Source organism: Kushneria aurantia DSM 21353 (assembly GCF_000382245.1).
GTDB classification, from domain to species: Bacteria; Pseudomonadota; Gammaproteobacteria; order Pseudomonadales; family Halomonadaceae; genus Kushneria; species Kushneria aurantia.
This window is the reverse complement of record NZ_KB907864.1, coordinates 190,295-208,138: the sequence shown is the minus strand read 5'-3', so window position 1 is coordinate 208,138 and position 17,844 is coordinate 190,295. Positions and strand designations below refer to the sequence as shown.

The window sequence follows — 17,844 nt, the reverse complement described above, 5'->3', positions numbered from 1 at the left end:
TCGGGCCAGGGTTTTCACACCATGCACGCGCTCAATGTCGACTACATGCTGTCGCTGACGCCAATTCTGCTCAGCTACCTGCCGCTGACACTGGGCATGGCGAGCCTCGGCATGGTACTGGCGCTGGTACTCGCTTCGCTGCTGGCGGTAATTCGCGTCTCACGGGTGGTAATTCTCGATCCGCTGGCGCGGCTTTTTATCTCCTTTTTCCGCGGTACGCCGCTGCTGGTGCAGCTGTTCCTGTTCTACTACGGCCTGCCGCAGTTTCTGAGCTTTCTGGTGTCGATCAATGGCGTCACCGCCACCATCATGGGGCTGACGCTGCATTTTTCGGCCTATATGGCAGAGTCGATCCGCGCCGCTATCGTGGGCATCGACCGTAGCCAGAGCGAGGCGGCACTCTCCATCGGCATGACCCACGCCCAGATGATGCGCCGCATCATCCTGCCGCAGGCCACTCGGGTCGCAACGCCGACGCTGATGAACTACTTCATCGACATGATCAAGGCCACCTCGCTCGCCTTTACCCTGGGCGTCACCGAGCTGATGGGGGCGACCCAGAAGGAGGCAGCCAGCAGCTTTCTCTACTTCGAAGCCTTCCTGGTCGCAGCGATCATCTACTGGATCGTGGTGGAGTTGCTGTCGCAGTTGCAGAAGTGGCTGGAAAAACGACTCAACCGGGCCTATCAGCGATGATTGCACTCGAAGGCATTACCAAGCGCTTTGCCGATCATACCGTTCTCGACGGTATCGACCTGAGCCTCGAGCGCGGCGAAATCATCGTGGTCATCGGCCCCTCGGGTACCGGCAAATCGACGCTGCTGCGCTGCGTCAACTTCCTCGAAACGCCCGATGCCGGACGGATCCAGGTAGGCGATCTGCAGGTCGACGCCACGCACGCCAGCCGCGACGACATTCTGGCGCTACGCCGGCGCACCGCCTTCGTGTTTCAGAACTACGCCCTGTTTGCCCACAAAACGGCGCTCGACAACATCGCCGAGCGCATGATCGTGGTTGACCGGCTGTCCAAAAGCGACGCCCACGACCGCGCTCGCGAGATCCTCGAACGCATTGGCCTGGCGGACAAGGCCGACGCCTATCCTGCCTCGCTTTCCGGCGGTCAGCAGCAGCGGATCGGCATCGGTCGAGCGATGGCGGCGGGTGCCGAAGTGATGCTGTTCGACGAGCCCACCTCGGCGCTCGACCCGGAGTGGGTCGATGAGGTGCTGACACTGATGAAGCAGCTCGCCGCCGAGCAGCAGACCATGATCGTGGTCAGCCACGAGATGCAGTTTGCCCGCGAGGTGGCCGATCGGGTGGTGTTCATGGAGGGCGGCCACATCGTCGAACAGGCGCCGCCCGAGACCCTGTTTACCAACCCGCAGGACGAACGCACCCGCAGCTTTCTGCGCAAGGTGCTGGCCGGCAACGGCCCCGCGGCGCCCTGAATCACGCCTTCGGATACTGCTGTTCGAGCACCGCCAGATAGCGCTGGTAAATGTCATGATAGCGCGTCACGACTTCGGACTGCGGGCGCTGCAACGTCGCCGCGTCGATCCCGACCCATGCGTTGCATAACGCCTCAAGAGCGACATCGCTTTCACGCCGATCGCACCAGCGCGCCTGAAGGGCCCCGCCAAAGGCCGCGGCTTCGCTTACCTTCGGACAAACGACGTCGACATCGAGGACATCGGCCACGATCTGACGCCATACGGCGCTCCTGGCCCCGCCACCCACCAGACGTATCTGCGTGGCTCGGCTCGCCAGCGGGCCCAGCAGCTCAAGACCGTAGCGTAAACCGAAGGTCGCGCTTTCCACGGCAGCACGACACAGATTCGCCGGGGTGGTGTTCAGCCCGGTCATACCGTGCAGACTGGCCTGCGCCCGGGGCAGCGCCGGCACCCGCTCACCGCTGAAAAACGCCAGCAGGGTCACCCCGCCGGCACCCGGCTCGGCGCTGGCGACGGCCTGATTGAAGCCGGCGATATCGAGGCCCACCAGCTCGCGAATCGTCGTTGTGGCAGACGTCACGTTCATGGTGCAGATCAGCGGCAGCCAGCCGCCATGACTGGCGCAGAAATTGGCCACCATGGCGTTTTCGGCCACCACCGGCTGCGGTGAGTGCACGGCAATCGTGCCGGACGTCCCCAGGCTGATGGTCAGCATTCCGGGCTCGATATTACCGGTGCCGATAGCGCTCATCATATTATCGCCGCCGCCGCTGGAGACCAGCACATCCTGCCCCAGGCCCAGCTCGCGGGCCAGCTCGGGACGCACCCGACCGACCACATCCCGGGAGCCGATCAAACGCGGCAGTACCGACTCGGCGTCGAGCTCCGGCGCGACGGTGGCAAAAACGTCGTGGCGCCACTGGCGTGTGCGGGTATCGAAATAACCGGTTCCCGAGGCATCGCCGGCTTCGGCGACCCGCTCACCGGTCAGCCAGAAGTTGAGATAGTCATGCGGCAGCAGCAGGGTTGCGATGCGCCGATAGGCGTCGGGATGCGTATCGCGCAGCCAAGCGATCTTCGAGGCGGTGTAACCGGTCTGCAGCACCAGCCCGAGCTTGTCGAGGCAGCCCTGCTCACCGCCGAGATCCTCGATCAGCCGGGCGTTCCAGGCGGCTGTCTCGGTATCGTTCCAGAGTTTGGCGGGATGCAGGGCGCGCCCTTCGCTGTCCAGCGCCACCATGCCGTGCTGCTGACCGGATATCCCTATCGCCCGCACCTCGCTGCCGGCCACCCCGGCATTCGACAGAGCCTCATGCAGGGCCTGCCCAAAGGCCTCGGTCCAGGTCTCGACGCTCTGCTCACGCCGACCGTTGTCGCCCTGATGCAACGCATGAGGGCGCGAGGCTTCACCGAGGATGCAACCGTCAGCGCCATTGACTACTACCACCTTGGTACTCTGCGTGCCGCAATCCACACCGATATACATTGTCGTGTCCTTTGTCCTGTTCCGGCTTTGTCCATCAGCCGGGAATGACGTCATCCACGCGCCCACTTTTTGCCGATCATCGCGCCGCAGCCGAATCGCTACCCTGGCACACTGTCGCGGCGAAGTTTTATCGACCTTGGTCGCATCGTCGAAAGATGCATTGCAAGGCTACCGCAGAGGCGACTTAATAAATAAATGACAACGTTAACATTATGACACTGAACGCTGTCATTCGCGCCATGCCGATAACGGCAACGCGAATTCGAAGGCTATAACCAATGCCGGGAGAAACTGTCATGCAACATCTCACCACACGCCCTTCGGCCGCTACGTCGATGTGCGAGGTGCACAACATCCTCGGCTTTCAACGCGAGGTCGCCGAGGGCGGCATGGCGGAGTATATGCGGGTGCCGGCACGCGCTCGCCTGCACCGCATTCCCGAGACGCTGACGCGGGCCCAGTCGGCCTTTATCGAGCCGCTGGCATGCGGCATTCACGCCGTCAACCGCGGCGACATCCAGCTCGACGACACGGTCGTGATCGCCGGCGCCGGCCCCATCGGCCTGGCCATGGTGCAGGTGGCGCATTTGAAAACGCCCAAAAAGCTGATCGTGATCGACATGCTGGATGCGCGCCTCGAGCTGGCGCAAAAGTTCGGCGCCGATGTCGTGCTCAACCCCGCCCGCGACGATATCGCCGCCGAAGTGCGGGGCCTGACCGGCGGCTACGGCTGCGATGTCTATATCGAGGCGACTGGCGCTCCCAGCGGCGTGCGCCAGGGGCTGGAGATCATCCGCAAGCTGGGGCGCTTCGTCGAGTTCAGCGTGTTCGGCAAGGAGACCAGCGTCGACTGGTCGATCATCGGCGACCGCAAGGAGCTCGAGGTGCGCGGCGCCCACCTGTCGCCCCATACCTTCCCGGTAGCGATCGACCTGCTCTCCCGCGGGCTGGTGACCACCGATGGCATCGTCACCCACGAGCTGCCGCTGGCGCAGTTCGAGGAAGGCTTTCGCATGGCAACCGCGGCCGAATCCATCAAGGTGCTACTGATCCCATGAGCCATGACACCGCAATCCACTCACTACAGGGACGGCGCTACCTGGTGACCGGCGCCACCAGCGGCATCGGTCAGGCCGTGGCGCTGGCGCTGTGCGAGCGCGGCGCTGCCGTGGTCGCGCTGGGACGCAGGCCCGAAGCGCTACAGGCGCTGGCCGATGCCGGCTGCGAGACCCACGCCCTGGAATTGACCGACAGCGCCGCGCTGGAGCAGCTGATCGAAGCGACGGGGCCCTTTGACGGGCTGATCAACAGCGCCGGCATCACCCACGTGGAGTCGGCGCTGACGCTGCCCGCCGATGCGATCGATGACGTCTTTCATACCAACGCTCGCGCCAGCGCCGTGGCAGCGCGCTGCGTGGCACGCGGCATGATCGCCGCGGGCCGAAGCGGCAGTATCGTCAACGTCTCCAGCCAGGCCGCGCTGGTAGCGCTCGACGATCACCTCGCCTACAGCACCTCCAAGGCGGCGCTGGACGGCATCACCCGTGCGCTGTGCCTCGAACTGGGGCCCCACGGCATCCGGGTCAACAGTGTCAATCCGACGGTGACACTGACGCCGATGGCGCAGAAAGTGTGGTCGGCACCGGAAAAGCGCGACCCGATGCTGGCGGCCATCCCACTGGGGCGTTTTGCCGAGCTGGAGGATGTGGTCGAGCCGATTCTGTTTCTGCTCGGCGACGGCGCGAAGATGATCAGCGGGGTCTGCCTGCCGGTGGATGGCGGCTACACCTGTCGCTGAGCGGCGTGCCTACTGCAGCAGCTCACCCCGCACGATCACCGTACGCGGCGACGGCTCACCGGCCATCTGTGTCAGCAGCAGCTCGAGCGCCTCGCGCCCGGCGCGATAGCCGTCGTGCACGACGCAGGGCACACTGATACCGAAGATATCCAGGTAGGGCAGCCGGTCGATGCCCACCACGTCGAGCGAGCGGCGGTCGATACCGTGCTCACGCAGCGCCCGCAGCGCGCCCAGGGTGATCAGCTGATTGAACCCGAAGATTGCCGCGGGCACCGGATAGTGCGCCAAATAGCGCGCCACCTCGGCCTGCGCCAGCGGCAGATTATAGTCGCCCCACAGCACATCGACGGCCACGTCGCTTTCGTGGCCGGCGAGCCGCTGCTGCACGCCGGCCAGTCGCTGACGGCTGATCTGTGACTGCTCCGGCCCGGCCACCACCAGAAGACGCCGCTGATTCCCCGAGCGCTGCACCAGCACCCGCTCCAGCAGATAGTGGGCAGCGCAGTCACCGGCCCAGACATTATCCAGCACCACGGCACTGAAGCCGCTGTCGTGCAGGGTACGGTCGAGCTGCACCACGGCCATCGAACCGGCCGCCAGTCGCTTGATGTAATCCGGCTGGTAATCCGGCTCATCGGTAACCGGCGACAGGATCACCCCGGCGGCCTGATAGCTCAGCAGGGAGTCGATCGCCATCGACTCGAGGGCCGGATCGCCATCGGTATCGAACAGCATGATGGCGTAATCGTGCTGCTTGGCGTGGCGCGAGATCGACTTGATCATCTCGGCATAGAAAGGGTTGTCGATGCTCGCGGTCACCACACCGATCAGCCGGCTGTCGCTGCGCTTGAGTGCACGAGCGAAGGCGTTGGGGACATAGCCCAGTTCCCGAGCGGCACGCTGGATACGCTCGCGGGTGTCGGCTCGAACCATTTCCGGGCGGTTGAGCGCGCGCGAAACGGTAATATTGGTCATGCCCACATGGCGGGCAATATCGGCGATGGTGACTCTTTTACCGGCGGACATGGAATTGGGTTATCGACCTGTCAAAGCAAACGCCCCCGCAGGGGTGCAGGGGCGTTATTCAGCTTAACAGACGTCGTCGGCGCTGTATCCGATCCGCGCCATCAGTTGTAAAAAGCTGACTCGATGCGCTGCATCGCCGGGTTGCCGTCGTGATCGGTGACGCCTTCCAGCCAGCCCTCGACCACATCGCGATTGTCGGCGATCCAGTCGTGGGCCACGTCTGCTGCGTCACGCTCTTCGTAACTGTAGGCGAAGATCCACTCGCTCTGAATCTCACTGTCGAGCACGAACTGATCGAAAAAGCGGTGCACATTGGGGTCGGCCTCGGCCATACCCGGGTTGGCGAGCGTCCAGACCTGCGCCTCGACGCCGGCAATCTGCGAGTCGGGACGGCTGTCCTCGAGATAGCGCAGATCGAAGGCCAGGTTCATCCAGTGCGGACGCCAGCCGTAGAACACCACCGGCTGCTGGTTCTCGATCATATTGCCTGCCTGGGAGAGCATCGCAGCAGTGTTGCTGTTCTGCTGCTGCCAGTCACCCAGACCGGCATAGTCGTTGCTGATCGCCTGGTCGATGGTGTCACTCATCGCCGCACCGGCCTCGATGCCGTAGATGGTGTGGTCAAAGCGATCGCCGTTGGCGACCAGGTCATCCAGCGAATGGATGCCGTCGTTCCAGACGTAGGCCGGCACCACCAGGCCGCTGAGGGCATCGGGGACGTTCACCACCAGCTTTTCGAGCCGGCCCTGCTCGACCAGCGGGTCGACCATCGTGGCCTGGTTGGGATACCAGCCGGCGAGATACACATCCAGATCGCCATCGGCGAGGCTCTGCATGATCGCACTCAGCGCCAGCTCGGTGCGCTGGGTGTCGTAGCCCATCGCCTCCAGCAGCTGCACCGCCACCTCGGTCTTGACCGTCACACCAGGCCAGGGGGAGGAACCAAAATGAACGCTGTCCATCTGCGCCTGAGCCGGCGCCGCCAGCGTCAGGCCGGCAGTCAGAAAAGTGAACGAAAAAGCACCGGCAAGTTTTGCATTACGCATGCTGTCTATCCTTTTTGATTGTTACGTATCTTTACGGGAACCGTCAGCTTAGATATTTCCTGCCATGGCTGAAAGTCCTGTCGCGACGCTTGCTGCCAAAAAAACAGCAATCCGGGCATTATTGCCACTGCCCCCACTTCTTTTGCACTATCACTTCTTCACTTCTCGATCTGACAATGCAGGAATGCCCATGAGCCCGCGTATCTTGACCTATGGACGCCTCAGCGATGCACAGCTCGCCGAGCTGCGCGAACAGTTCCACGTCGACGCCTTCGACGGCCCCGGCGACGCCGAACGGCCCGAATTTCGCGAGGCGCTGGGCAAGGCTCACGCCCTGATCGGCGCCGGACTCAACATCACCTCTGAAATGCTTGATGCCGCCCCTGATCTGACAGTGATCGCCAGTATTTCGGTGGGGGTCGACAACTACCCTGTCGAAGAGCTGACCCGGCGCGGCATCCTGCTCTGCAACACCCCGGACGTGCTCACCGAAACCACCGCCGACACCGGCTTTGCGCTGATCATGGCCAGCGCGCGGCGGGTGGTGGAACTGGCCGAGTACGTCAAAAAGGGCGACTGGCAAGCCGGCATCGGCGCGGCACAGTTCGGCACCGACGTGCACGGCAAGACGCTGGGCATGGTGGGCTTCGGCCGCATCGGCCAGGCCGTCGCCCGGCGCGGCGCACTGGGCTTTGGCATGAAGATCCTGTATGCCAATGCCTCGCCCAAACCGGAGATCGAAAAAGAGCTGGGCGCCCGCCGCTGCGAGCTGGACGAGCTGCTGCAAAGCGCCGATTTCGTCTGCACCATCGTGCCGCTGACCGCCGACACCCGCCATCTGATCGGCGCCCGCGAGCTCGGCCTGATGCGTGAAAGCGCCATCTTCATCAATATCGCCCGCGGTCAGGTGGTCGATGAAGCGGCACTGATCGAGGCGCTCCAGGAAGGCCGAATTCGCGGCGCGGGGCTGGACGTGTTCGACAAGGAACCGCTACCGGCAGACTCACCGCTGCCGCACATGGCCAACGTGGTGGCGCTACCCCATATCGGCTCGGCGACTCATGAAACCCGCAATGCCATGGCGCAGCGCGCGGTCGACAACGTCAAGCGGACGCTGAATGGCGAGCGGCCGATCAGCCCGATCAATGCGGAGGTGCTGTCGAGACGCTTCACCTGACCGCTTCGACACGCTTTCCCACTAAAGGTGCATAGGCAGAGGCAGGGGATGGCGATAGCCTGTGGGTCGATTTTTGGATCGATCCAAAAGGAGTCCAAAATGGCCGCCGAGACCACCCCCGGGCGTCGCAGTCGTGTCACCCTGAAGGATCTGGCCCGTCATGCTGGTGTATCGCGCTCAACAGTGTCGCTGGTGCTGCAGGAAAGCACGCTGGTCGCCAGGACAACCCGCGAGCGCGTTCAGGCATCAATGGCGACGCTGGGGTATGTCTATAATCGCGGCGCGGCCACCCTGCGTAGTGCACGCACGGCCACCATGGGGGTGCTGGTGCATGACATCGCCAACCCCTTCTTTGCAGCCATGGTGGCCGGCGTGGAGGACGCACTGCAGGACAGCGATCAACTCCCCTTTCTGGCCAGCAGCGGTGACAGCCTCACAAGACAGCAGCGCTTTCTCGACCGCATGCGCGAACAGCGTATCGATGCGCTGCTGCTCTGCCCTGCCGAACGAACGTCCACTACCCTGATCGAAACTATCGCCGGCTGGGGACTGCCCTGTATCGAAATTATGCGACACGCGGGTGCGTCGCCGACCGGGGACTATGTCGGCGCCGATATTCGCCGTGGGGTGAGCGATGCCGTGGCCCACCTTGTCGAACAGGGACACCAGCACGTTACCCTGATGGCCGGCAGCGCCGACCATTCAGCCGACCGGGAGCGATTGGTCGGGTACCGACAGGCGATGCAGGCAGCCGGATTGGAAAATCGGATTCGCCTCGACCGCGGTGCCCTGACTCGTCGCGACGGCGCAGCACGCACCCGCGTTCTAATGACATCGGCCTCTCCCCCCACGGCGCTGATCTGCCACAACGACACTCTGGCACTGGGCGCACTGGCGGCGCTGGCGGCGCTGGGCCTGGAAGCGGGTGTCGACTGCGCCGTGATCGGTATTGACGACAGCGACGAGGCCGCGCTGGCCACCCCCTCCCTGACCAGCATCGCCACTCATCCCCGCGCGCTCGGCCGGGCCGCCGCCACGCTGGCACTGCGACGGCTCGACAGCCCGGCACGCGAATTCCAGAGCATCGTCGCCCCCGCTCCACTCAATATACGTACCAGCTCACTTGCCACACCGACGAGCAGGTCATCATGAGACGCCGCTATAGTTTTCGCCCTCTGCTGATCACTCTGCTGACCGCCGCGATACTGGCTACCACCGACGTGGCCCAGGCACAGCAGTTGATCCTTGCACACGGCGCCACCGAAGAGACGGCCTACCATCTCAGCGCCGAGCGCTTCAAACAGCTGTTGGAAGAGAAGACCGATGGGGAACTGACCGTGAGCCTCTACAGCAATGGCGTGCTCGGTCATGAAACCGAAATGTTCGAACAGCAGACCGCCGGCGCGCTGGACTTCTCGATCGTCAACCCGGGACTGATCTCGGAGTTTTCTCACACTGCCAGCATCTTCTCCATTCCCTTTCTCTATCGCAATCTCGAGCACTGGCGCCACGTGCTCGACGGCGAAGCAGGCGAGGAGATCGCCCGGCGCATCGAGATGGAAACCGGGGTCAGGGTGCTCGCTTATTACGGCGGCAGCACGCGCCAGATCGTCAGCACGCGACCGCTCGAGAGCCTTGATGCCCTGAAAGGCATGAAGCTACGCACCAATCCGGCCCGCCCCACGACCACGGCCTGGGCAGCGCTGGGTACCCGGCCGACAGTGATGGCCTACCGGGAGGTCTACACCGGGCTTCAACTGGGCGCCATAGGCGGTCTGCTCAACGAAGCGGAGTGGATTTACCGCATGCGTTTTCATGAGGTCGCCCCCTATATCGGTCTGTCCGCCCATGACATCACCGTACGCTTGCTGACCATCTCCAACAGAACATGGAATGCGCTTACGCCGACACAGCAGCGGGCGATGCAGTCCGCCGCCAACGAAAGCGAGACCTATGCACGCGAGCTGCAGATCAGACTCGACAGAGAGGCCCGGGAAGCGCTCAGAGAGGAGGGAGCCACCTTCTTCCCGATGGATCGCGAGCGCATGCAGCGCATCGTCGCCGAGCCGCTGGGGCGGATCATCGACGAAATGGGATTGCGCGACGTTCATGAAATGATCGTCAACACGCCGTGAGGAGAGCGCCCATGGCCATCACCACCGCTATTGGCCGCATCAACCGCCAACTGGAACGTCTTTTGAATGTCCTGCTGCTACTGCTACTGGCCGGTTTCATGCTGTTGATCGTATACCAGATCGTCAGCCGCAACCTTGGCTTCCTGCCACAGCTCTACTGGACCGAAGAGATGAGCCGCTTCGCTTTCCAGTGGATGATCATGCTGGGTACGGCGATCGGCGTCTGGCATGGCGACCATTTCGTGCTCGAGGCCTTCCCACACGGCTCGCGAGCGGATCGAGTGGGCCGCATCGTTCGCGACAGCAGCTGTTTGCTGGTCGGCGTCATCTTCATCACGTTCGGCTTCGGCTTTGCACTCTCCGGCTTCAATCGCATCGCCACTGCCTCACAGCTGCCCATGGTGGTGACCTATTCAACCTTCTTCGTCTGTGGGGTATTGATCCTGTCGTTCAGTATGCACCGGCTGCTGCTGACCGCCGAGCGTGGCGTCTATGCCATGGAAGAGACGCTCAATACGCTTTCGGAGCCTGATGAACCGAACACGACGCCCTGCATACAGGGGGGCGATCCGCCCCCGACCGACGCAAGCCAGCACCGGGAGACTGCCCCATGATGCCCATCGACTGGCTGCCGCTGCTGCCGTGGCTGCTGTTCGTCCTGCTCGGCGTGCTGATTATCGCTGGCGTACCCATTGCGATGTCACTGGTACTGACCTCTTTCAGCATCATCCTGTTCGACCCGCGCCTGACGCCATGGATCCTGTTCCAGCGCATGTATTACGGCATGGACTCCTTCGTATTGCTGGCGGTGCCGCTGTTTCTGCTCGCCGGCAATCTGATGAATGCCGCCCGGATCACCGACCGACTGATCACGCTGTGCCTGCACCTGGTGGGTCATATCAGGGGGGCACTCGCCCACGTCAACGTTCTGGTCAGCATGCTGTTCGCGGGAGTCTCCGGCTCATCCACCGCCGACAGTGCCGGTATCGGCACGGTGCTGATACCGGCGATGAAAAAGGAGGGCTATCCGGCCCACTTTAGCGTCGCGGTCACCGCCGCCTCGTCGGTAATGGGAATCATCATTCCGCCCTCGATCAACATGATCGTCTGGGGTGCCCTCACCAGCACTTCGATCGCCGGGCTTTTTCTCGGCGGCATCATACCGGGTGTTCTCATCGCCGCGACCCAACTGCTGCTCAATCTTGGCTACGTGCGTCGCTACGAGGTCCCCAAACGCCCGCGAGCCACGCTCGGCCAGATCGTCAGCTCCGGCAAGGATGGCCTGCTCGCCGCCGGTATTCCGGTGCTGATTATCGGCGGCATCACACTGGGCATTGTCACCCCCACCGAAGCGGCGGTAATGGCGGTATTCTATGCGCTGCTGCTGGGCTTCGTGATCTATCGCGAACTGAGCTTCAAAAAAGTGCTGCAGGCATCCACCGACACCGTCAGACTCTGTTCGCTGTCGCTGTTCAGCCTGGTGGGCGCGGCGATCTTCGGCTATCTGATCAGCTTCTACCGAATTCCGCCGCAGCTGATGGCGGGCGTCGAGATCACCGACCCCACCACCCTGTTGATCGTCGCTACTCTGGTCATGCTGCTGGTGGGCACCTTCATGGACTCGCTGCCGGCAATGGCAATTCTGGCGCCGATCTTTCAGCCGTTGGCGGCACAGGCCGGCGTTGACCCACTGCAGTTCGGCGTCATCAGCGTTATGGCGCTGGGCCTTGGGCTGATCACGCCGCCCTACGGTCTGTGTCTGATGATATCGGCCAGAATCGGCGGCATCCCGCTGCTCGGGGCGCTGGGCACCACCCTCATCTATCTGCTTGTGATGCTGGCCGTCATCGGCGCGTTGATTCTATTTCCCGAGCTGATCCTGTTTCTGCCCCAACATTTCGGACCGCAGTAGAGTCTCACTGCACCGCAGCGCTGCTGGCCACCTCGCGCTGCTGCTGTTCGGCATCGAGACGGCGCAGGCGACGTCCCAGTACGCTTCGGGTCACCAGCGCGGCAAACAGTCCCACCACCATGACCGCCGCCCCCAGCCAGGGCAGCTGCGCGATGGTGAGGGTGCCCTGCAGCGCCACCCCACCCAGCCAGGCACCGATAGCGTTACCCAGGTTGAAGGCGCTCTGATTGAGCGTCGAGGCCAGGTTGGGCGCCTCCACCGCCTGGTCGACGATCAGAAGCTGCAGGATCGGCACCAGCGCAAAGGCCACCACACCCCACAGAAATAGCGTAATCAGCGCCATGATCGGCGTCGCGAGGGTGAAACCGAAGATCACCAGAATCGCGATGACCATCAGCATCAGGCCGATGGTAGGCGGCATCAGCCGGCCGCCGGAGAGCCGACCGCCGACGAGGCTGCCGGCAGTCAGGCCGACGCCGAACAGCAACAGCGCCCAGGCGACCATGGTACTGGCAATGCCGGTCACCTCGGTCAGCATCGGCTCGATATAGGTATAGACAGCGAACAGGCTGGCGGAGGCCAGTACGCTACACAGCATCGCCATCAGTACCGTGCGGCTCTTCAGCGCCACGAACTCGCCCATGACCCGCCCCTCACTGCGCGGCAGATGGCTCGGTATCCAGCGCGCCAGCGCCACCAGCGCCACGCCGCCGATCGCCACTACCGCCCAGAAGGTCCAGCGCCAGCCCAGCAACTGGCCGATGAAGGTACCCATCGGCACGCCCAGTACGTTGGCCAGCGTCAGCCCGGCAAACATCATCGAGATCGCCTGGCCGCGCTTTTCCGGCACTACCATGCTGGCCGCGGTCACCGCGCCGATGCCGAAAAAGGCGCCGTGGGAGAGCGATGTCAGCACCCGCGCCATCATCAGGGTGGCGTAACCGGGCGCCAGCGCGCAGGCCACATTGCCGATCAGGAAGAGGCTCATCAGCCCCAGTAGTGTGGCCTTGCGCGGCATGCGTGCCGAAATGACCGCCAGGATCGGCCCACCGATCACCACGCCCATGGCATAGCCCGATACCAACAGCCCTGCCTGTAGCGCGGAGATATCGAGATCTGCCATGACAGCGGACTGTAGCCCCATGATGACAAATTCGGTCGTGCCGATGCCGAAGGCGGCAACGGCCAGGGCGATGAGTGCAAGGGACATGGCGGGACTCGCTCTGCCAGTGACGTACGGATACACGGGCAGCCTCGCCGGCGTTCAGGCCGCAAGACTGCCCGTGCTGTGCAAGTAACATGCTGTCTGTCGGATGGCCCATGCCCGAGCCTTTAACGCTTCCGGGCGAGCAGGCCGGTCACCACCCAACGAGCCTCATTATAGACGGCCGCTTTCTACGACTAAAGTCCAGGATTTACCGGCGAGGCGCTAATAAAAAAACCGGGCGCCCACAGAGGACACCCGGTGTACCGCCTGACGAAAGCCGCCGGGCAGCGCCGGCATCGCTGCCGGCTCAGGTTCAGGCCTAGGCCTGATTGCGCGCCTGGGCAGTCGCGCTGCGCGCGCCACTGCGCCACAGGCCGGACTGCCAGCCGTGAGCGACGGCCGCAACGCCACCGCCGATGAAGAGAGCGAAGCTGCTCAGATCACCCGGCACGAAAAGGCTGATGGGAATGCTGAACAGGCCGGCGATGATCAGCGAACGAATCGCGATCGGGTTGACGCCTTTCTGGTAGTGATAGGTGCTGCCGGACTCGGCGGAGAACAGCGCATCCAGATCGATCTTCTGATGCTGCAGGCGATAGTAGTCGATCAGAATGATGCCGTAGAGCGGACCGATCAGCGCCGCCAGCACGCCCACTGTGTAGTGGATCAGTTCGGGGTTGTTGAACAGGTTCCAGGGCGTCAGGAAAATCGAGCCCACTGCGGCGATCATGCCGCCCATGCGCCAGCTGATTTTCGTCGGTGCGACGTGAGCGAAGTCGAACGCCGGCGCCACGAAGTTGGCGACGATGTTGATGCCGATGGTCGCCGCGACCAGCACGAAGATACCCAGAACGGCAGCGGTGATGCTGTCAAGGCGCGATACCGTCTCCATCGGGTCAGTGATCATCTCGCCGAACAGCTGCGGAGTACCCGATACCACAATGACGGTGATGATCGAAAAGACCAGGAAGTTGACCGGCAGGCCCCAGAAGTTACCGCTGCGTACCGACTTATCGGTCTTGCAGTAGCGCGAGAAGTCACCGAAGTTGAGGGTCGGGCCGGCGAAATAGGCCGCTACCAGCACTGCCGCCACGATCATCTGCCACAGCACTTCGCCGCCGGAGAGCGAGTTTTCGGACAGCGACAGGCCCACATTGCTCGGGCCGACACGCCACACGACCCAGCCGGCGAGCAGGAACATCACCGCATAGACCATCGGCCCGGCCCAGTCGTTGAAGCGGCGGATGGTATCCATGCCGCGCCAGAACACCAGCGCCTGCATGACCCACATCAGCGCGAAACAGAGCCAGCCCAGCGTCGACAGACCCAGAAAGTAGCTGGTGGTCAGCGGTTCGAGCGACGGAATCCAGCGCAGCAGCACCAGCATCAGGGCGTTGGAAGCCAGCCATGTCTGGATACCGTACCATACCACCGCGATCAGCCCGCGAATGACCGCCGGCACATTGGCTCCTTTGGTACCGAAGGCCATGCGGCATACCACCGGGAAGGGCACCCCGGCGCGCTGACTGGGACGCGCCATCAGATTGGCGAACAGCTGCACGATCATGATGCCGGCCACCAGCGACACCAGCACCTGCCAGCCCACCAGCCCGAGGCTGAACAGACTGGCCGCAAACACATAGCCCCCCACGCTGTGTACGTCCGCCATCCAGAAGGCGAAGATGTTATAGGCGTTCCAGTTCTGTTTGGCCGGCGCCAGATCTTCATTGTATAGATTCGGGTCAGGCGCAGCGGGCTGCTGCTCGTCGGGTCTGATATCGTTCATGTACGACTCCTGATAATTGTCGTGTCGCCGATCGCTTTGCGCCGGACGGGTTAGCGGAAATCATCCACCCTACTCGTATACAATCTTCGTGCCAGAACGACACAACGGCGGGCGAAAAAATTGTCAGGACGTGGCAGCAGCCTGTTATACGGCGTTTTTTAATGGCTGCTGATACCGAGCGGCAGGCCGGCAAAGCCGTTTCCGCTGCTCCTGCCACCGCTGCACAGCGCACCAAAGTGGAGCACAGAGGCTTTTGCGTGCACTAATTTGATATTATTTTGTATACAAAAGAGCTGCCGAATTGCGCTCTCCCACTTCGCCCGAGGGCGTCTGGTGGCGCGTCGATGCCATATGGCATGAAACGTGCTTGTATACAAAAAAGGCTCGGACGAGTAAGCCAGAGAGGGAGTCTCATGAACGGTACCCGTCAGTTTCATCTGCTGGCCGGACGCGGCAGCGACCCATCGGCTCGCAGCGATGAAGCCATCTACCAGGCGCTCTGGGAGGCGATCGTCGAACATCGCCTCGTGCCCGGCGCACGCCTGCCGGAGGACGCGCTGGCCAGCGCCTTCGGCGTCAGCCGCACCACCATCCGCCGCGTGCTGCAGCGGTTGGCACTGGAGCAGCTGGTCACCCTGAAAAGCCATCGCGGCGCGCGTATCGCCAGCCCCGGCCCGGGCGAGGCGCGCGATGTCTTCAACGCTCGGGTGATTCTCGAGGATGCGCTGCTGGGCGAGGTCATGAAGCGCATTAATGGGAGCGATCTCGAAGATCTCGAACAGATCGCCCGCGAGGAGCAAAGCGCCGAACGCGAACGCGCCATTCGCCTCTCGGCGCGCTTTCACAGCCGCCTGATGGCGATTGCCGGCAATGAGTCGCTGTCGGATACGCTGTCGCAGCTTTTGTCGCGCAGCTCCCTGATCATCGCCATCTACGGCCGCGGCCAGACCGGCTGCACCTGCGAACACCCTGAACTGGTGGCACTGCTGCGCGCCGGCGACAGCGACGCCGCACGCCACTGGATGCGCCACCACCTACACGACATCGAAGCGGGGCTCGACTTCGACGCCGACGGCGACGCCCTGCCCGACTTCGAAAATCTTTTTGGTCACCACCGCGGACGCAGCGTCTCATGAACAGCCCGGTCATCTGTGTTATCAACCCCAATACCAGCAGTGCCATGAGCGAGGGCATCGCCGCCGGCGCGCGGCGCGTATCGCGCGGCGAAATCATCATGCGCACCTCGCGCCATGGCCCGGCCAGCCTCGAAGGTCATTTCGACGAGGCGCTGGCCGTGCCCGGCATGCTGGAGCAGCTGATCGAAATGGAGCGCGGCGAGCAGCACGTCGACGGCTACCTGATCGCCTGCTTCGGCGATCCGGGACTGGCCGCCGCGCGGGAGGTCTCGCCGGTACCGGTGATGGGCGTCGCCGAGGCGGGCATGCAGATGGCGACCATGGTGGCACGACGTTTTTCGGTGGTGACCACCCTGGCGCGCACCCTGCCGATCGCCGAGCGGCTCTTGCACGAGTACGGCCGCGCCGGCCACTGCGCCGGCCTGCACGCCTGCGAGCTGCCGGTGGCGGCGTTCGAGTCCGGCGAGCAGGCAGTATTCGAGCGCCTGCTCGAGGCCTGTCGTGAAGCCCTGGCAGAAGACGGCAGCGACGCCATACTGCTGGGCTGCGCCGGCATGAGCGAGCTGACCGAGCGGCTCACCGACGCGCTCGGCCTGCCGGTGATAGACGGCGTCGGCGCCGGTGTGGCATTACTGGAAGCCGTCAGCGCCACCGGGCTGCGCGCCTCGGCCAGCGGCGACCGCGCCGCACCGCTGAGCAAACCGGTGCGCGGCGCCTTCGAACATCTTTCCCGGAGCACATGATGACAGACGATCTCTACCTCGGCGGCTACCCCCGCGACCTGCGCGGCTACGGCGCACACCCGCCCGACCCGCAATGGCCCGGTGGCGCCCGCGTCGCGGTGCAGTTCGTACTCAACTACGAAGAGGGCGGCGAGATGTGCGTACTGCACGGCGACGCCCACAGCGAGACCTTCCTCTCCGACATTATCGGCGCCGACGCCTATCGCGATCGTCACATGAGCCTCGAATCGCTCTATGAGTACGGCTCCCGCGCCGGCGTATGGCGGGTGCTCAGGGAGTTCGAGCGGCGCAACCTGCCGCTGACGGTTTTCGGCGTCACCATGGCGATGGCACGCCACCCCGAGGTAGTCGCCGCCTTCCGCGAGGCAAATCACGAGATCGCCTGCCACGGCCTGCGCTGGATTCACTACCAGGAGATGCCGATCGACCAGGAGCGCACCATGATGGCGCGCGCCATCGAGCTGCACCGTGAGCTGACCGGCGAGCTGCCGCTGGGCTGGTACACCGGCCGCGACAGCCCCAATACCCGCGCGCTGGTCGGCGAGCAGGGCCATTTTCTCTACGACTCGGACTACTACGGCGACGACCTGCCCTTCTGGACGAAAGTCAAAAATGCCGAGGGCGCCGAGCGCGACCACCTGGTGGTGCCCTACACGCTTGAAACCAACGACATGCGCTTCGCTGCCCCCCAGGGCTTCAACAGCGCCGAGCAGTTTTTCACCTACCTGCGCGATGCCTTCGACGTGCTCTACGAAGAAGGTGCCGAGGCGCCGAAAATGCTCTCCATTGGCCTGCACTGCCGTCTGATCGGCCGCCCCGGCCGCTTTCGCGCCCTGCAGCGCTTTCTCGACCACATCGAGGCCCACGACCGGGTGTGGGTGACCCGGCGGGTGGACATCGCCCGCCACTGGCACGAACACCACGCGCCGGGGCAGTGAAGA

17 protein-coding genes are annotated in these 17,844 nt (G+C 63.6%); 12 read left to right on the top strand and 5 right to left on the bottom strand.

Annotated elements, in window-relative coordinates:
* Positions 1 to 21 precede the first annotated feature (21 nt).
* Both H146_RS0103925 and H146_RS0103920 read left to right on the top strand, forming a co-directional pair.
* Positions 22 to 696: an amino acid ABC transporter permease gene (locus tag H146_RS0103925; protein ID WP_019950552.1), complete on the top strand. Its 675-nt coding sequence runs from the start codon at positions 22 to 24 to the stop codon at positions 694 to 696.
* Complete coding sequence (locus H146_RS0103920) at positions 693 to 1,448, top strand: amino acid ABC transporter ATP-binding protein (RefSeq protein ID WP_019950551.1); 756 nt, start codon at positions 693 to 695, stop codon at positions 1,446 to 1,448. The genes H146_RS0103925 and H146_RS0103920 overlap by 4 nt, the downstream gene beginning before the upstream one ends.
* A 1-nt stretch (position 1,449) precedes the next feature.
* On the opposite strand, the gene xylB is transcribed toward H146_RS0103920, so the two are convergent.
* On the bottom strand, positions 1,450 to 2,937 hold the full coding sequence (xylB, locus tag H146_RS0103915) for a xylulokinase (RefSeq protein ID WP_019950550.1): 1,488 nt from the start codon (positions 2,935 to 2,937) through the stop codon (positions 1,450 to 1,452).
* Positions 2,938 to 3,233: 296 nt separating this feature from the next.
* On the opposite strand from xylB, the gene H146_RS18375 reads away from it, so the two are divergent.
* Positions 3,234 to 3,995, top strand: a complete 762-nt coding sequence (locus H146_RS18375; RefSeq protein WP_019950549.1) for a zinc-binding dehydrogenase — start codon at positions 3,234 to 3,236, stop codon at positions 3,993 to 3,995.
* A complete protein-coding gene (locus H146_RS0103905; RefSeq protein ID WP_019950548.1) occupies positions 3,992 to 4,735 on the top strand; it encodes an SDR family oxidoreductase in 744 nt (247 codons plus the stop codon). Before H146_RS18375 ends, H146_RS0103905 begins: the two co-directional genes overlap by 4 nt.
* A 9-nt stretch (positions 4,736 to 4,744) precedes the next feature.
* Here H146_RS0103905 and H146_RS0103900 read toward each other — a convergent pair whose 3' ends face one another.
* A complete protein-coding gene (locus H146_RS0103900; protein WP_026351732.1) occupies positions 4,745 to 5,761 on the bottom strand; it encodes a LacI family DNA-binding transcriptional regulator in 1,017 nt (338 codons plus the stop codon).
* 101 nt (positions 5,762 to 5,862) lie between these two features.
* Positions 5,863 to 6,807 carry an ABC transporter substrate-binding protein gene (locus H146_RS0103895; protein WP_019950546.1) on the bottom strand — a complete coding sequence of 315 codons (945 nt, stop codon included), beginning with the start codon at positions 6,805 to 6,807 and terminating at the stop codon, positions 5,863 to 5,865.
* 190 nt (positions 6,808 to 6,997) lie between these two features.
* On the opposite strand from H146_RS0103895, the gene H146_RS0103890 reads away from it, so the two are divergent.
* The 5 genes from H146_RS0103890 (at position 6,998) to H146_RS0103870 (ending at position 12,031) form a co-directional block, all read left to right on the top strand.
* Positions 6,998 to 7,984, top strand: coding sequence for a 2-hydroxyacid dehydrogenase (locus H146_RS0103890; RefSeq protein ID WP_019950545.1), 987 nt, complete (start codon positions 6,998 to 7,000; stop codon positions 7,982 to 7,984).
* A gap of 99 nt (positions 7,985 to 8,083) precedes the next feature.
* Positions 8,084 to 9,136: a LacI family DNA-binding transcriptional regulator gene (locus H146_RS0103885; protein ID WP_019950544.1), complete on the top strand. Its 1,053-nt coding sequence runs from the start codon at positions 8,084 to 8,086 to the stop codon at positions 9,134 to 9,136.
* Positions 9,133 to 10,119, top strand: coding sequence for a TRAP transporter substrate-binding protein (locus tag H146_RS0103880; RefSeq protein ID WP_019950543.1), 987 nt, complete (start codon positions 9,133 to 9,135; stop codon positions 10,117 to 10,119). The genes H146_RS0103885 and H146_RS0103880 overlap by 4 nt, the downstream gene beginning before the upstream one ends.
* Positions 10,120 to 10,130: 11 nt before the next feature.
* Positions 10,131 to 10,733 carry a TRAP transporter small permease gene (locus H146_RS0103875; RefSeq protein WP_019950542.1) on the top strand — a complete coding sequence of 201 codons (603 nt, stop codon included), beginning with the start codon at positions 10,131 to 10,133 and terminating at the stop codon, positions 10,731 to 10,733.
* Entirely contained in the window at positions 10,730 to 12,031 is a 1,302-nt protein-coding gene (locus H146_RS0103870; protein ID WP_019950541.1) for a TRAP transporter large permease, read from the top strand. Before H146_RS0103875 ends, H146_RS0103870 begins: the two co-directional genes overlap by 4 nt.
* Before the next feature lie 4 nt (positions 12,032 to 12,035).
* Here H146_RS0103870 and H146_RS0103865 read toward each other — a convergent pair whose 3' ends face one another.
* Positions 12,036 to 13,241, bottom strand: coding sequence for an MFS transporter (locus H146_RS0103865; RefSeq protein ID WP_019950540.1), 1,206 nt, complete (start codon positions 13,239 to 13,241; stop codon positions 12,036 to 12,038).
* A gap of 316 nt (positions 13,242 to 13,557) precedes the next feature.
* Entirely contained in the window at positions 13,558 to 15,024 is a 1,467-nt protein-coding gene (locus H146_RS0103860; RefSeq protein ID WP_019950539.1) for an NCS1 family nucleobase:cation symporter-1, read from the bottom strand.
* 413 nt (positions 15,025 to 15,437) lie between these two features.
* On the opposite strand from H146_RS0103860, the gene H146_RS0103855 reads away from it, so the two are divergent.
* The 3 genes from H146_RS0103855 to puuE are packed head-to-tail and all read left to right on the top strand — an operon-like array spanning position 15,438 to position 17,841.
* A complete protein-coding gene (locus H146_RS0103855; protein WP_019950538.1) occupies positions 15,438 to 16,160 on the top strand; it encodes a GntR family transcriptional regulator in 723 nt (240 codons plus the stop codon).
* Entirely contained in the window at positions 16,157 to 16,903 is a 747-nt protein-coding gene (locus H146_RS0103850; RefSeq protein ID WP_019950537.1) for an aspartate/glutamate racemase family protein, read from the top strand. The genes H146_RS0103855 and H146_RS0103850 overlap by 4 nt, the downstream gene beginning before the upstream one ends.
* Positions 16,903 to 17,841 (top strand): allantoinase PuuE, encoded by a 939-nt coding sequence (puuE, locus tag H146_RS0103845; protein WP_019950536.1) that lies wholly within the window; start codon positions 16,903 to 16,905, stop codon positions 17,839 to 17,841. The genes H146_RS0103850 and puuE overlap by 1 nt, the downstream gene beginning before the upstream one ends.
* Positions 17,842 to 17,844: the final 3 nt, after the last annotated feature.

What these genes read in the sequence shown, in the direction of transcription:
- H146_RS0103885 (WP_019950544.1), top strand. Translation starts at nt 8,084, where the DNA reads ATGGCCGCCGAGACCACCCCCGGGCGTCGCAGTCGTGTCACCCTGAAG.
- H146_RS0103875 (WP_019950542.1), top strand. Translation starts at nt 10,131, where the DNA reads ATGGCCATCACCACCGCTATTGGCCGCATCAACCGCCAACTGGAACGT.
- H146_RS0103900 (WP_026351732.1), bottom strand. Translation starts at nt 5,761, where the DNA reads ATGTCCGCCGGTAAAAGAGTCACCATCGCCGATATTGCCCGCCATGTG.
- puuE (WP_019950536.1), top strand. Translation starts at nt 16,903, where the DNA reads ATGACAGACGATCTCTACCTCGGCGGCTACCCCCGCGACCTGCGCGGC.
- H146_RS0103890 (WP_019950545.1), top strand. Translation starts at nt 6,998, where the DNA reads ATGAGCCCGCGTATCTTGACCTATGGACGCCTCAGCGATGCACAGCTC.
- H146_RS0103870 (WP_019950541.1), top strand. Translation starts at nt 10,730, where the DNA reads ATGATGCCCATCGACTGGCTGCCGCTGCTGCCGTGGCTGCTGTTCGTC.
- H146_RS0103855 (WP_019950538.1), top strand. Translation starts at nt 15,438, where the DNA reads ATGAACGGTACCCGTCAGTTTCATCTGCTGGCCGGACGCGGCAGCGAC.
- H146_RS0103905 (WP_019950548.1), top strand. Translation starts at nt 3,992, where the DNA reads ATGAGCCATGACACCGCAATCCACTCACTACAGGGACGGCGCTACCTG.
- H146_RS18375 (WP_019950549.1), top strand. Translation starts at nt 3,234, where the DNA reads ATGCAACATCTCACCACACGCCCTTCGGCCGCTACGTCGATGTGCGAG.
- xylB (WP_019950550.1), bottom strand. Translation starts at nt 2,937, where the DNA reads ATGTATATCGGTGTGGATTGCGGCACGCAGAGTACCAAGGTGGTAGTA.
- H146_RS0103850 (WP_019950537.1), top strand. Translation starts at nt 16,157, where the DNA reads ATGAACAGCCCGGTCATCTGTGTTATCAACCCCAATACCAGCAGTGCC.
- H146_RS0103920 (WP_019950551.1), top strand. Translation starts at nt 693, where the DNA reads ATGATTGCACTCGAAGGCATTACCAAGCGCTTTGCCGATCATACCGTT.
- H146_RS0103880 (WP_019950543.1), top strand. Translation starts at nt 9,133, where the DNA reads ATGAGACGCCGCTATAGTTTTCGCCCTCTGCTGATCACTCTGCTGACC.
- H146_RS0103895 (WP_019950546.1), bottom strand. Translation starts at nt 6,807, where the DNA reads ATGCGTAATGCAAAACTTGCCGGTGCTTTTTCGTTCACTTTTCTGACT.
- H146_RS0103925 (WP_019950552.1), top strand. Translation starts at nt 22, where the DNA reads ATGCACGCGCTCAATGTCGACTACATGCTGTCGCTGACGCCAATTCTG.
- H146_RS0103865 (WP_019950540.1), bottom strand. Translation starts at nt 13,241, where the DNA reads ATGTCCCTTGCACTCATCGCCCTGGCCGTTGCCGCCTTCGGCATCGGC.
- H146_RS0103860 (WP_019950539.1), bottom strand. Translation starts at nt 15,024, where the DNA reads ATGAACGATATCAGACCCGACGAGCAGCAGCCCGCTGCGCCTGACCCG.